Source organism: Yersinia rochesterensis, from assembly GCF_003600645.1.
Taxonomy (GTDB): Bacteria; Pseudomonadota; Gammaproteobacteria; order Enterobacterales; family Enterobacteriaceae; genus Yersinia; species Yersinia rochesterensis.
Genome location: NZ_CP032482.1, coordinates 36,152 through 49,338, shown reverse-complemented (window position 1 = coordinate 49,338; position 13,187 = coordinate 36,152). Strand labels below are relative to the sequence as shown.

Genomic DNA, 13,187 nt, shown 5'->3' with positions numbered 1-13,187 from the left:
CCGATTGCTTTTGTGAGGCGGATCATTAAAATGCCCTCTTTGCCGATCCGGGAATGCCACTCCATGTCTACGCAATCCGCCGAACTTGATGCACCGCAGCAAACAACAACTCGCCCCAGCGAACTCATTTATCGTTTAGAAGACCGCCCGCCACTCACCCAAACTTTGTTTGCCGCATGCCAACATTTATTGGCTATGTTTGTCGCGGTGATAACCCCCGGCCTGCTAATTTGTCAGGCGCTAGGGCTGCCAGCGGAAGATACCCAGCGCATTATCAGCATGTCACTGTTTGCCTCCGGCCTGGCGTCGCTGCTGCAAATTAAAACTTGGGGGCCGGTGGGCTCTGGCCTGTTATCCATTCAGGGCACCAGTTTTAACTTTGTTTCTCCGCTGATTATGGGCGGTTTGGCGCTGAAAAATGGTGGGGCTGATATCCCGACCATGATGGCGGCCTTGTTCGGTACCTTGATGGTTGCGTCCTGTACCGAAATTATACTTTCCCGTTTCTTGCATCTGGCGCGCCGCATTATCACCCCTCTGGTATCCGGTATTGTGGTGATGATTATCGGCCTGTCATTGATTCAAGTTGGGCTGACATCTATTGGTGGCGGTTATGGTGCGATGAGCGACCATACTTTTGGCTCACCTAAAAATCTCTTATTAGCCGGCTCCGTGCTGTTAGTCATTATTTTACTGAACCGCCAGCGCAATCCGTATCTACGAGTGGCCTCTTTGGTTATCGCCATGGCAGTGGGTTATCTGTTGGCGTGGGCGCTAGGTATGTTGCCTGAAAGCCGCCCAGTCGTAGACACCGCCCTGATTACCATCCCAACGCCGCTGTACTATGGTTTGTCTTTTGACTGGAACCTGCTGGTGCCGCTGATGCTTATCTTCATGGTGACCTCACTTGAAACCATCGGGGATATCACCGCAACCTCAGATGTATCAGAGCAACCGGTTCGTGGCCCGTTGTACATGAAACGCCTGAAGGGCGGTGTGTTAGCAAATGGTTTGAACTCCATGCTTTCCGCCGTGTTTAACACTTTCCCGAACTCCTGCTTTGGCCAAAACAATGGAGTTATCCAGTTGACCGGGGTTGCCAGCCGCTATGTCGGTTTTGTGGTTGCACTGATGCTGATTGTTCTGGGCCTATTCCCTGCGGTGGCTGGGTTTGTGCAGCATATTCCAGAACCCGTGCTGGGCGGCGCAACTCTCGTCATGTTCGGCACGATTGCCGCTTCCGGTGTGCGGATCGTCTCTCGCGAAACCCTTAACCGCCGTGCGATTATGATTATGGCGTTGTCATTGGCGGTCGGTATGGGTGTGGCACAGCAACCACTGATTCTGCAATTTGCACCTGACTGGATCAAAACTCTGCTTTCTTCCGGAATTGCCGCTGGCGGTATTACTGCCATCGTACTTAACTTACTCTTCCCAGAAGAAAAATAATCTTTACGCTAATACGTCACTGAAATGGCCAGTCGGAAAAGACACCGGCCATTTTTTTATGCCCCGATAACTGATTGTCTATTGAGCTAATGAACAATTTGCGGCATAAACAGAGTTCCGTATACAGACTGGCGTGGAAATACCGGATGAAATTTCTCGGGAAAGTGCTGCTAACGTTATTACTGCTATTAGTACTGTCTATAGTGCTGTGCTATGTACTGCTTCAAACTAGCTGGACTGCTGGTTGGTTAAGCCGTTGGGTCAGTGATAACAGTGAATATCGCCTCTCTCTGGGGAAAATAGACCACTCATGGTCACAACCTGGGCAAATCAGCTTTACTGATGTCACGCTAGGGCGGGCCAAGCAACCTCCATTTCTTATTGCTCAGCAGGCCGTATTTGGTCTGGGCTGGCAACAACTGACCGAGCCTCGCCATTTTCTCAGCCTTAATTTGCAAAATGGTAGTTTAACCCTCAATAACAGCACATCACCGCTACCTTTGCAGGCTGATACTTTGCGGCTGACCAATATGGCGCTGAATACCACTATTGAGCCGCAAAATGCGGCTGGTCAGTGGAAAGTGGTTGGGCAACAAATCAATGGCGGGCTGATTCCTTGGCAGCCACTATCCGGTAATAGTCTGGGTGAAAATGCCCAATTTCAGTTCAGCGCGGGTTCTTTGACCATCAATGGCATCACCGCTGAAAAACTGTATCTGCAAGGTTCAATACAGAAAAACACTCTCACTTTGAATAATTTCGGGGCTGATATCGCACAAGGGGAGCTGACTGGCAATGCCAGTCAATCCGCTGACGGAAGTTGGCTGGTCGATCGCTTGCGCTTGAGTAATATTCGCCTGCAAACCTCGGTAGCATTAGAAGATGTCTGGAATACATTTTTACAATTTCCTCCCATTACGCTGAAACGCTTTGATTTAATTGATGCGCGGGTTGAAGGGAAAAATTGGGCGTTTAATGATTTAGATCTCACCCTTAAAAATATCACGTTTAAGCAAGGTGATTGGCAAAGTGATGATGGGGAATTATCTCTCAATGCCGGTGACATTATTAAAGGTAATATTCATCTGATTGACCCTATCGCGACATTAGCATTATCGCCAGCAGGGGTAGCAATTAACCAGCTTTCCACTCGTTGGCAAGATGGCCTATTAAGAACCAAGGGGAACTGGGAACGGGATACTCACCGCCTACAACTCGATGAGCTGACACTGGTGGCTCTGGTTTATACCCTCCCCACTGACTGGAAGCAGCAATGGCAGCAAACACTGCCAAACTGGTTGTCTGAGGTCTATATCAACAAGTTAAGTGCTAACCGTAACTTGTTGATTGATATCAGCCCAGACTTCCCATTCCAAATGACTTCACTGGATGCGGCGGGGACTAATTTACAGCTCGCCAAAAATCATCAGTGGGGAGTGTGGTCTGGCTCATTAATGTTGAATGCCGGAAATGCCACTTTTAATAAAAACGATGTCCGCCGCCCATCATTAGCTCTGAGCGCTAATGAACAACAAATTACAGTGAGTGATTTAAGTGCTTTCACTACAGAGGGATTGCTGGAAGCCAGCGCCACGATTGACCAAACACCCGCCAGAACCTTCTCACTCGCGCTGACTAGCCGCTCTGTCGACCTTAACATTTTACAAAATTGGGGCTGGCCAATATTATCGCGACAAGGACTACCGCTGCAAGGGCTGGGTAATTTGAAATTGCAGATAAAAGGTAACTTGGCAGCAGATAAGCCATTGAAACCAACCCTTAATGGCTCTCTGCAAGCCACTGATAGCCACGGGCAGCAAGTTAACCAAACAATGCAGCACGGCGAGGTGCATGGCATAGCAGGGCAATAAGGGCGGTTAATACTGTCTTACCGGATTGCCATTGAGTAACAACCGCCGATTACGCTAAATACCCCATGTAATCGGCGCAGCGGCTTATCCCTGTATAAGCGGGAAAGAACCTGAATATTCAAAGAAGCTTTGCGGGACATAATTATTGATATTATTTTCATAGCAATAATCCACTATCTGCCGCCGACTGGAAACACCAGCCTTATCATATATTTTCTGAGTAATATTACTGACAGTTCTGGATGATAAATGGAGCTTTTTCGCAATATCTTTACTGGAGAATGAGTGTAAAATATAAAATAAAACCTCCCATTCCTTTTTGGTAAATAATTCTGATGGCGGAGTGAATACAAGAGATGTGGGTACTTTTATCTTATTTAAATGAGTTAATATGAGATCCTGCACCGGCCTGGCATGGCAAATAACCCCTTGTGAAATGCCGTTTTCATCGATTAAAGGATATTTATCACAAAAATAAGCTGTGAAATAAGAAAGTCCATTAAGTAGATGTATTTCAACCGATGTAACACGATCCTGTATTAACTCCACCTGCCTATCTTGCCTCTGAAATTCGACTTCAAACTCTGAGACTGGAGTAGGAAGTTCACCATCAAACCGCCCTTCCACATTATATTTTTTAGGCAAATCTAAAAATTCATTGAATTTAGGATTTGCATAAATATATCTTGATTGATTATCTTTTACCTCCCATGGTTCTGAACTGTGTTCCCAAAATCTTATTAGTACATCCAGTGAATTCTTTAAGTTTTCATCCATTATAACCTCCAATTATATTTTAACTTTCCTTATGTTAATGGGAAAGAACCTGAATATTCAAAGAAGCTTTGCGGGACATAATTATTGATCTTATTTTCATAACAATAATCTATGACCTGATTTTTACTGGTAACTCCAGCTTTGCTATAGATGCTTTGGATTATATTGCAGACTGACCTAGATGATAAATGGAGTTTTTTAGCAATCTCTTTACTTGAAAAAGCATGCAAAACATAAAACAACACTTCCCATTCTCTTTTGGTGAACAACTCTGATGGTGGTGTAAATAACAGTGACGTGGGTACTTTTATTTTATTTAAATGGGTTAATATTATATCTTCTACCGGCCTACCATGACAAATAACCCCTTGAGACACGCCATTACTATCTATTAATGGATATTTATCAACGAAATAAGGAGTGAAATATGAAAGCCCATCCCACGCATGTATTTCAACCGCTGTTATACGATCCTGTGACAATTCCACCTGACGATCATGTTTTTGAAATTCAACCTCAAACTCTGATATTGGTGCAGGAATATCTCCATCCGTTCGTCCTTCCAGAGTAAACCCACCAGGTAAGGTTAATAACTTACGCAACCTATTATTTCCATAAATATATCGTGATTGACTATCTTTTACTGCCCAAGGTTCTGAGCTTCGCTCCCAAAATCTTATTAGTACATCCAGTGAATTCTTTAAGTTTTCATCCATTATAACCTCCAGTTATATTTTAACTTTCCTTATGTTAATGGGAAAGAACCTGAGTATTCAAAGAAGCTTTGCGGGACATAATTATTGATCTTATTTTCATAACAATAATCTATGACCTGATTTTTACTGGTAACTCCAGCTTTGCTATAGATGCTTTGGATTATATTGCAGACTGACCTAGGTGATAAATGGAGTTTTTTAGCAATCTCTTTACTTGAAAAAGCATGCAAAACATAAAACAACACTTCCCATTCTCTTTTCGAAAATGATTCTGATGGAGGAGTAAATATAAGCGACGTTGGGACTTTTATTTTATTTAAATGCATCAGAATGAGATTTGGCACTGACCTTGCGTGAAAAATAAGGCCCTGAGCGATGCCGTGTTCATCTATTAATGGATATTTATCACAAAAATAAGGCTGAAAATAAGTTTGCCGTTCAAATGCATGAATTTCGATGGTTGTCGCTCGCTCTTGCGATAATATAGCCTGCCGGTCATGCTCTTGAAATTCAGCTTGAAAGTCTGCTGTAGGAGCAGGAAGTTCCCCATCTAACCGCCCTTCCACATTAAATTTATCAGGTAACCCTAATAACTCACAAAATCTATTATTAGCATAGATGAATATTGATTTACAATCCTTTACTCCCCAAGCCTCTGAGCTATTTTTCCAAAATGGGATTAACATTTTAACTGAATCTAATAACGATTTATCCATCGTCTTACCCTCCTAGATTTTTCTTATTCTTCGAATAATGCTACATCCGCGATAATCGATAAATCGACTAGGCCATATTTCTTGCGGAGTAATACCAATAGCGTTTGCAATAATCATCTCGCCCTTTGGCCATGGGCGTGTCAGTGCGTTAGCCAGTGTTCCGGGGGAAAGCCCGCTCTCTCGTGATAATGCTGAGAGAGAGCCTTTCTTTTTGCGTATAGCGGCTAATATCTCTTGTCTATGCCAGTCCTTATTCATCTTAATTCCCTCTTTAATAAAAATTAAAAACATCAATAAACTTAATAATCCGACAATCAAATTAGCTTATTAATAACAACCTAAGATAGGGTAAAAATTAAAAAATAAAATAAAACGTCGGGTGATGAGTAATTAAATAACGATTACCACGCATCGTCTAGTGTATTAGTTACTCTATTTACTGCTAGGTAATATTGAGAAATGGTTAAGAAATAAATATGAAATTTTCTAGCGATAGGAATAAAAAATTATCACCACTGTATTAATCAAAACAAACAGTGTAGAACTAAAAACTAGAATATATTTGATAATATTATGAAAGGTTAGAACATTAAATCACACTTCACTGCCATCATTTATCGCGCAACCCGCTCATCAGTTATCAATGAACGGGTAAGATAATAATTAGTTAACCCCATCACTCCCTGCTTCGACGGGTAGAACCATGTAAGTTCCTGAGAATACGGCACCAGCATCTTCATCGCCAAATAAGTTCACATCTAGCTGCACTCTGGCACGGCGGCCACGCGCCAATCTATCCAGATCCCCACTGAGTGAACTCAGCTCTGCAACCGCTCGTGGTCGTCCAGTGACGGGGGAACTGTAGCGAATATGAGCATCAGCAAGAATAATTGTGCCGCCCAAATGACGTTCTCGCAGTAATAACCAAATCAACCCCCAGCCCGTTAACGTCGCTAACGAAAAAAGGCTGCCGGCAAATAAAGTATGATGAGGGTTCTGATTGCCCGCCTCTGGCATCGTGGTCACAAACCGCTGGCCAGTATATTGGCTGATGCGCACACCCATTTTTTCGCTGAGTGGGATATGGTCGTACCAAGCCTGCTGCAACTGGCCGCACCAATCTGGGCGATGCAGGATATCATCCATGGTTGCCACCGGTTTAATCATTAAAAAGTGACGAACGGGTGTGGTCTGCGGGGCCGTTATTTCCCCTTGGCTGACAAAACCTAACTTGGCAAAGAAATCGACCGCATCTTCACGAGCACTACACACTACCCGCTTTACCCCTTCTTGGCGCGCCACAGACTCCAACGTCATCGCGACTAACGTCCCTAACCCCTTAGCACGAACTGAAGGGTCCACAGCCAGAAAGCGAATAGCGGCCTCATTATCAGCATTTATATATAAACGGCCAATAGCAACAGGCTTCCCTTGCTCATCCACCACCATTTGATGATGGGCCATCGCGTCATAAGCATCTTTTTCAGAGCCTATCGGTTGATGTAGCGGCTTGCGTAACATTTCCCAACGGAATTGATAATAATCTTTAAGTTCTTGTTCTGTTGTGGGCACACGCAAGTGATACATAGGAGCATTCTCTCTTTAAAATTATCAATAAAATCTATATTAGATTCCTCAATCTTGGGTGAAATCCTGTCTCTATACTTGCAACCAGAAAGTCACTGGGCCATCGTTGACCAAGCTAACTTTCATATCCGCTGCAAATATTCCCGTTTCAGTTTTTACACCACGCTCGCGGCACTGAGCAACAAAATACTGATAAAGCCGGTCAGCTTCTGCAGGAACTGCACCTCGTGAAAAGCTCGGTCTCATACCTTTTTGCGTATCAGCCACTAACGTAAATTGTGAAACCACCAGCACACTGCCCCCAGCTTGCTGGACATTCAGATTCATTTTGTCGTCTTCATCACCGAAAACCCGGTAACCCAATACCTTTTCACATAAGCGCCGTGCTTTTTGCTCGGTATCCTCTTGTTCGACACCAAGTAATATCAACAAGCCAGGGCCAATTTCACCCACAACCGTCCCATCAACCACGACATTGGCGCTGAGCGCCCGTTGAATCAACGCAATCATAATGCCTTACATCTCCTGACTCTGGCTTTCCTCGATATTCGTTTTATCTCGCTGAGCACGATATTCCCCCAAGGTGACGGTAATTTCCGCCCCCAGCAACACAATGCACCAGCTCCAGTAAACCCAGAGGAATAAAATAGGGATGACGGCCAGCACCCCGTAAATCAGCTGATAAGACGGAAACAGAGTGATGTACATTGTGAATCCTTTCTTACCTAACTCGAAAAGCAATGCGGCAATCAGCGCGCCAATCACAGCATCTCGGGCTGGCACCCGTACCGTTGGCACCACACTGTACAATAACCAAAACGAAACCCAAGAAATCAGCAATGGAAATAACCGCAGTGTTTCGTCGATCATGCTGTCTACCTGGGCATTTGCCAGCCATTGCAATGACAGCAGATACGAGCTGATCACCATGCTGGCCCCGACGAGAATCGGCCCTAACGTCAGTACCATCCAATAAATAGCAAATGAAAAAACCAGTGACCGGTGAACTTTACTGCGCCAGATAGTGTTGAGCACACTGTCGACAGAGTAAATCAGCAGTAGCGCGGTCACAATCAAGCCGCAAGTGCCCACCACCGTCATGCGATTTGAGTTCGCCACAAATTGCTCAAGATAACTTTGGATGATATCGCCAGTGGCAGGCATAAAATTAGCAAATATGAAGGCTTTCAATTTTATGCTGATATCGGCAAACATCGGAAAAGCCGCAAACAGGGCAAAAATCACAGTTATCAAGGGCACCAGAGAAAGCAATGATACATAGGCCAAATGCCCAGCCAGTATTGTTAACCCGTCTTTATCAATTCGGGTGTAAAGCATTCGCCCGAATGTAATACTGGGTTTTAAAGATGCAGATAAGCGAAAACGCGGAAAATTCGCCATGTTTATCTCTCAGTCAACACAGTTAAGCTCGGTTATGGGCTAGCTTAAGGCTAACCCATTAATCACTCGAGTAAGAACTTATCAGGAAAAATAAGCAGGAATAACCTTTCGGTCAGTGACATGAATACCGGTAATGCCCTCAATTCTGGCTGCAACAATATTCGCCTCAACATCATCAAAAAACACAGCTTGTTCCGCAGGGATATTTTCCGCGCTCAATACATGTTGATAAATCCTGGCTTCAGGTTTGCGCATCCCCAAGTCTTGGGACAAATACAGATGATCGGCAGCAGCGGCAACTTCAGGGTAGTGCTGTGGCCAGTAATTGCAATGCAGGCGATTAGTATTAGATAGCACCACTACCCGGTGCCCTTCTGCCCGCAACTTTTGCATAATCGTGATGACTTCAGGACGTAAGGCCACAAATACCGCCTGCCAACCCTCAGCAAACTGTTCAAAACTCAATGATAGCCCCATCTCGTCACTCAGCTGGCGGGCAAAATCCTCATCGCTGATTTCACCGCGCTCATGCTGCTGGAAGACCTCTCCCATCGTAAAGCGCTCGCTCAGTGTCGCCAACGGGACACTGCTTAATTTACTCCAAACGCCCAACACACGTTTGAAGTCGATATCAACAATCACATTCCCTAGATCAAAGATATACAGCATGGCGCTCTCCCAATTAGATGGTGAGTTTTACTGTAACGGGAAAAAAGAAAACTGAATAGAGAGAGTGGCAAAAAGGAGGGGTCAGTCAGGAAAAATAATATTTTTACCGTTATGACAAAAAACAAAAAGTATCGTCAAAGGCATTGGAGTTGGAGTTGCAGCTTCAAGGAAGCAGATGATAGAACTCAGGGCGCTGCTAGCGCCCTAAGTATCAGTGAAACTAAGAAGAATTAACCTTCTTTAGGACCACGACCTGCACGCTTACGATCGTTTTCCGTTAAATGACGCTTACGGATACGGATTGATTGCGGGGTAACTTCAACCAATTCATCGTCATCAATGAATTCCAGAGCCTGTTCCAGAGTTTTCTTCAGGAAAGGAACCAGAGTGGTTGCTTCGTCAGTACCCGATGCACGCATGTTGGTCAACTGCTTACCCGTCAAACAGTTTACAGTCAGGTCGTTAGAACGTGAGTGAATACCGATGATTTGGCCTTCATACACTTCTGTACCGTGACCGATGAACAGTTTGCCGCGGTCTTGCAGTTTGAACAATGCAAACGCAACAGCTTTACCCTGACCATTAGAAATCAGTACGCCGTTTTGACGTTGGCCGATCTCGCCTGGACGCACATCATCATAATGACTGAATGTGGAGTACAGCAGGCCAGTACCTGAAGTCATGGTCATGAATTCAGTACGGAAGCCAATCAGGCCACGGCTTGGGATCATATAATCCAGACGAATACGACCTTTGCCGTCCGGAACCATGTCCTTCACATCGCCTTTACGTTCACCCATGGCTTGCATCACTGAGCCCTGGTGCTGTTCTTCGATATCCAAAGTTACGCTTTCAAATGGTTCTTGATTGCGGCCGTCGATAACACGGTTGATAACTTTAGGACGAGATACAGCCAGTTCGAAACCTTCGCGACGCATGTTTTCGATCAGAACCGACAGGTGAAGTTCACCACGGCCAGATACGCGGAACGCATCAGAATCTTCAGTTTCTTCAACACGCAATGCTACGTTATGAATCAGCTCTTTGTTCAGGCGGTCAAGAATTTGACGTGAAGTCACGTACTTACCTTCTTTACCACAGAACGGAGAGGTGTTAACGCAGAAATACATGGTAACGGTTGGTTCATCAACAGACAGTGCTGGCAATGCTTCAACAGCATTAACGTCACAGATAGTGTCGGAGATATTCAACTCACCCAGACCGGTGATAGCCACGATGTCGCCAGCTTCAGCCTCGGTCGCTTCGATACGCTCCAGACCCATGTGAGTCAGAACTTTACCGACTTTACCGTTACGCGTCTTGCCTTCGCTATCAATGATAGTGACTTGCTGGTTTGGCTTAACTTTACCGCGTTTGATACGACCGATGCCGATAACACCAACATAGTTGTTGTAATCCAGCTGAGAGATCTGCATCTGGAACGGCGCTTCAAGCTCAACTTGTGGCGCAGATACATGGTCAACGATAGCTTGATACAACGGAGTCATATCTGCCGCCATATCATTGTGGTCTTCACCCGCGATACCCATCAATGCAGATGCATAAATGATAGGGAAGTCCAGTTGTTCGTCAGTTGCATCCAGGTTGACGAACAGGTCAAACACCTGATCCACAACCCAGTCAGGACGCGCGCCAGGACGGTCAACTTTGTTGATTACCACGATTGGTTTCAGACCATTAGCAAAAGCTTTTTTGGTCACGAAACGGGTCTGCGGCATCGGGCCATCCATTGCGTCGACGACCAACAGCACAGAGTCAACCATAGACATTACGCGCTCAACTTCACCACCGAAATCGGCGTGTCCTGGAGTATCCACGATGTTGATGCGGTAGTCTTTCCATTTAATGGCAGTATTTTTTGCGAGGATAGTTATCCCACGCTCTTTCTCCAAATCGTTGGAGTCCATTACACGTTCAGTTGCTTCAGTACGTTCACCGAAAGTACCAGATTGTTGTAGCAACTTATCAACCAGGGTAGTTTTCCCATGGTCAACGTGCGCAATAATGGCGATGTTACGCAGATTCTCGATCACAGCTTTTTTGCCTCAGGCATTTAGAAATAGCGCGCTATTGTACACGTATTAGGCGAGGGACTAAACAAGATCACAAACTTCTCTTATAAACAACCTAACGACGGTGTGTTTGTGATCCCTTTCACGGTGCAAAAACAGCCTCTCGGCCCACTTTTGCACCAATACGGTGCCCAATGGCGCAAATGAAGCACCAAAATAGTGCAATATAACTATCCTGGTGCATACTGAATATCAGCAGACCCCTATGATATGGCATAAACGGGGGGTTTGGAAAGTTGGCATAGATTTCGCAATGTATTTTAGCATGAATAACGGTCATGAAAAATCAGCATGGACGTTAGCCTGCATAAAAAGATAACTGAACACCCTAACGGTAATCGTTCCACGACGACGACTATGACAAATCCAGGAGATATAAGTATGTCCGCTGAACATGTTTTGACGATGCTGAATGAGCACGAAGTGAAATTTGTTGATTTGCGCTTCACCGATACTAAAGGGAAAGAACAGCACATCACTATTCCAGCTCATCAGGTCAACGCTGACTTCTTCGAAGAAGGCAAAATGTTTGATGGCTCCTCGATTGGTGGCTGGAAAGGCATTAACGAATCCGACATGGTACTGATGCCAGACGCCAGCACCGCTGTTATGGACCCGTTCTTCGAAGATTCCACACTGATTATCCGTTGTGACATTCTCGAGCCAGGCACCCTGCAAGGTTATGACCGCGACCCGCGTTCTATCTCCAAACGCGCAGAAGAATTCCTGAAATCTTCTGGTATCGCGGATACCGTGTTGTTTGGGCCTGAGCCAGAATTCTTCCTGTTCGATGACGTTCGTTTTGGTAGCAGCATCCGTGGCTCCCACGTCGCTATCGATGATATCGAAGGCGCATGGAACTCCAGCACCAAATACGAAGGCGGCAACAAAGGCCACCGTCCAGCAGTAAAAGGCGGTTACTTCCCTGTCCCTCCGGTCGATTCTTCACAGGATCTGCGTTCTACCATGTGTTTGACCATGGAAGAAATGGGCCTGGTTGTTGAAGCACACCACCATGAAGTGGCAACAGCCGGTCAAAACGAAGTGGCTACTCGCTTCAATACCATGACCAAGAAAGCTGACGAAATTCAGATTTACAAATACGTTGTGCACAACGTGGCACACGCGTTTGGTAAAACCGCGACTTTCATGCCAAAACCTATGTTCGGTGATAACGGTTCCGGCATGCACTGCCATATGTCTTTGTCCAAGAACGGCACTAACTTGTTCGCAGGTGACAAATACGCGGGCCTGTCTGAAATGGCGCTGTTCTATATCGGCGGTATCATCAAGCACGCAAAAGCAATTAATGCCTTGGCTAACCCAACGACAAACTCCTACAAGCGTTTGGTCCCAGGCTACGAAGCACCGGTAATGCTGGCATACTCTGCCCGTAACCGTTCAGCTTCTATCCGTATCCCTGTGGTTGCCAGCCCGAAAGCGCGTCGTATTGAAGCGCGTTTCCCAGACCCAGCGGCTAACCCGTACCTGTGCTTCGCAGCGCTGCTGATGGCTGGCCTTGATGGCATCATCAACAAAATTCACCCTGGTGATGCGATGGACAAAAACCTGTATGACTTGCCACCGGAAGAAGAAGCTGAAATTCCAAAAGTTGCAGGCTCACTGGACGAAGCAATGGCTGCACTGAACGAAGACCGCGAGTTCTTGACCCGTGGTGGCGTGTTCACTGACGACGCTATCGATGCTTACATCGAACTGCGTAAAGAAGAAATGGACCGCGTTCGTATGACTCCGCACCCAGTTGAGTTCGAACTGTACTACAGCGTTTAATTGTTTTTAGTTTTTTGTTGCCGTGGAAACTTTTGGCCCATTTCATAATGGGCTTTTTTCTCCACTTTTCGTTTTCATACCTCTGGCTCAGTGGTGACTGAACTGGAGTAAAATACA

At 45.5% G+C, this 13,187-nt stretch carries 12 protein-coding genes; 3 read left to right on the top strand and 9 right to left on the bottom strand.

The annotated features are described in order from the left end of the window. Positions 1 to 63 precede the first annotated feature (63 nt). On the top strand, positions 64 to 1,449 hold the full coding sequence (locus DXZ79_RS00240; RefSeq protein ID WP_038637845.1) for a uracil-xanthine permease family protein: 1,386 nt from the start codon (positions 64 to 66) through the stop codon (positions 1,447 to 1,449). Positions 1,450 to 1,595: 146 nt separating this feature from the next. After that, the gene (locus DXZ79_RS00235) at positions 1,596 to 3,320 is read left to right on the top strand and encodes an AsmA family protein (RefSeq protein WP_120010978.1); all 1,725 of its coding nucleotides are present in this window, start codon (positions 1,596 to 1,598) and stop codon (positions 3,318 to 3,320) included. Between the two features lie 84 nt (positions 3,321 to 3,404). On the opposite strand, the gene DXZ79_RS00230 is transcribed toward DXZ79_RS00235, so the two are convergent. From DXZ79_RS00230 to typA, 9 genes are all read right to left on the bottom strand, one after another. Beyond that, complete coding sequence (locus tag DXZ79_RS00230; RefSeq protein ID WP_050292164.1) at positions 3,405 to 4,097, bottom strand: helix-turn-helix transcriptional regulator; 693 nt, start codon at positions 4,095 to 4,097, stop codon at positions 3,405 to 3,407. 29 nt (positions 4,098 to 4,126) lie between these two features. Further along, a complete protein-coding gene (locus DXZ79_RS00225; protein ID WP_120010977.1) occupies positions 4,127 to 4,813 on the bottom strand; it encodes a helix-turn-helix transcriptional regulator in 687 nt (228 codons plus the stop codon). A gap of 29 nt (positions 4,814 to 4,842) precedes the next feature. Next, complete coding sequence (locus DXZ79_RS00220; RefSeq protein WP_050292165.1) at positions 4,843 to 5,529, bottom strand: helix-turn-helix transcriptional regulator; 687 nt, start codon at positions 5,527 to 5,529, stop codon at positions 4,843 to 4,845. A gap of 12 nt (positions 5,530 to 5,541) precedes the next feature. Next, on the bottom strand, positions 5,542 to 5,787 hold the full coding sequence (locus DXZ79_RS00215) for a helix-turn-helix domain-containing protein (RefSeq protein WP_038637833.1): 246 nt from the start codon (positions 5,785 to 5,787) through the stop codon (positions 5,542 to 5,544). 405 nt (positions 5,788 to 6,192) lie between these two features. Beyond that, positions 6,193 to 7,116 carry a fatty acid biosynthesis protein FabY gene (gene fabY / locus DXZ79_RS00210; RefSeq protein ID WP_038637829.1) on the bottom strand — a complete coding sequence of 308 codons (924 nt, stop codon included), beginning with the start codon at positions 7,114 to 7,116 and terminating at the stop codon, positions 6,193 to 6,195. 72 nt (positions 7,117 to 7,188) lie between these two features. Then, positions 7,189 to 7,626: a D-aminoacyl-tRNA deacylase gene (gene dtd / locus DXZ79_RS00205; RefSeq protein WP_038637827.1), complete on the bottom strand. Its 438-nt coding sequence runs from the start codon at positions 7,624 to 7,626 to the stop codon at positions 7,189 to 7,191. 6 nt (positions 7,627 to 7,632) lie between these two features. Further along, a complete protein-coding gene (locus DXZ79_RS00200; RefSeq protein ID WP_038637824.1) occupies positions 7,633 to 8,517 on the bottom strand; it encodes a virulence factor BrkB family protein in 885 nt (294 codons plus the stop codon). Between the two features lie 81 nt (positions 8,518 to 8,598). Next, complete coding sequence (gene yihX / locus DXZ79_RS00195) at positions 8,599 to 9,186, bottom strand: glucose-1-phosphatase (RefSeq protein ID WP_038637821.1); 588 nt, start codon at positions 9,184 to 9,186, stop codon at positions 8,599 to 8,601. A gap of 230 nt (positions 9,187 to 9,416) precedes the next feature. Beyond that, positions 9,417 to 11,240, bottom strand: a complete 1,824-nt coding sequence (gene typA / locus DXZ79_RS00190; protein WP_004392049.1) for a ribosome-dependent GTPase TypA — start codon at positions 11,238 to 11,240, stop codon at positions 9,417 to 9,419. A 420-nt stretch (positions 11,241 to 11,660) separates the two neighbouring features. On the opposite strand from typA, the gene glnA reads away from it, so the two are divergent. Then, positions 11,661 to 13,070, top strand: coding sequence for a glutamate--ammonia ligase (gene glnA, locus DXZ79_RS00185; RefSeq protein ID WP_004392048.1), 1,410 nt, complete (start codon positions 11,661 to 11,663; stop codon positions 13,068 to 13,070). Positions 13,071 to 13,187: the final 117 nt, after the last annotated feature.

What these genes read in the sequence shown, in the direction of transcription:
- DXZ79_RS00215 (WP_038637833.1), bottom strand. Translation starts at nt 5,787, where the DNA reads ATGAATAAGGACTGGCATAGACAAGAGATATTAGCCGCTATACGCAAA.
- DXZ79_RS00230 (WP_050292164.1), bottom strand. Translation starts at nt 4,097, where the DNA reads ATGGATGAAAACTTAAAGAATTCACTGGATGTACTAATAAGATTTTGG.
- DXZ79_RS00200 (WP_038637824.1), bottom strand. Translation starts at nt 8,517, where the DNA reads ATGGCGAATTTTCCGCGTTTTCGCTTATCTGCATCTTTAAAACCCAGT.
- dtd (WP_038637827.1), bottom strand. Translation starts at nt 7,626, where the DNA reads ATGATTGCGTTGATTCAACGGGCGCTCAGCGCCAATGTCGTGGTTGAT.
- yihX (WP_038637821.1), bottom strand. Translation starts at nt 9,186, where the DNA reads ATGCTGTATATCTTTGATCTAGGGAATGTGATTGTTGATATCGACTTC.
- DXZ79_RS00220 (WP_050292165.1), bottom strand. Translation starts at nt 5,529, where the DNA reads ATGGATAAATCGTTATTAGATTCAGTTAAAATGTTAATCCCATTTTGG.
- glnA (WP_004392048.1), top strand. Translation starts at nt 11,661, where the DNA reads ATGTCCGCTGAACATGTTTTGACGATGCTGAATGAGCACGAAGTGAAA.
- DXZ79_RS00235 (WP_120010978.1), top strand. Translation starts at nt 1,596, where the DNA reads ATGAAATTTCTCGGGAAAGTGCTGCTAACGTTATTACTGCTATTAGTA.
- fabY (WP_038637829.1), bottom strand. Translation starts at nt 7,116, where the DNA reads ATGTATCACTTGCGTGTGCCCACAACAGAACAAGAACTTAAAGATTAT.
- DXZ79_RS00240 (WP_038637845.1), top strand. Translation starts at nt 64, where the DNA reads ATGTCTACGCAATCCGCCGAACTTGATGCACCGCAGCAAACAACAACT.
- DXZ79_RS00225 (WP_120010977.1), bottom strand. Translation starts at nt 4,813, where the DNA reads ATGGATGAAAACTTAAAGAATTCACTGGATGTACTAATAAGATTTTGG.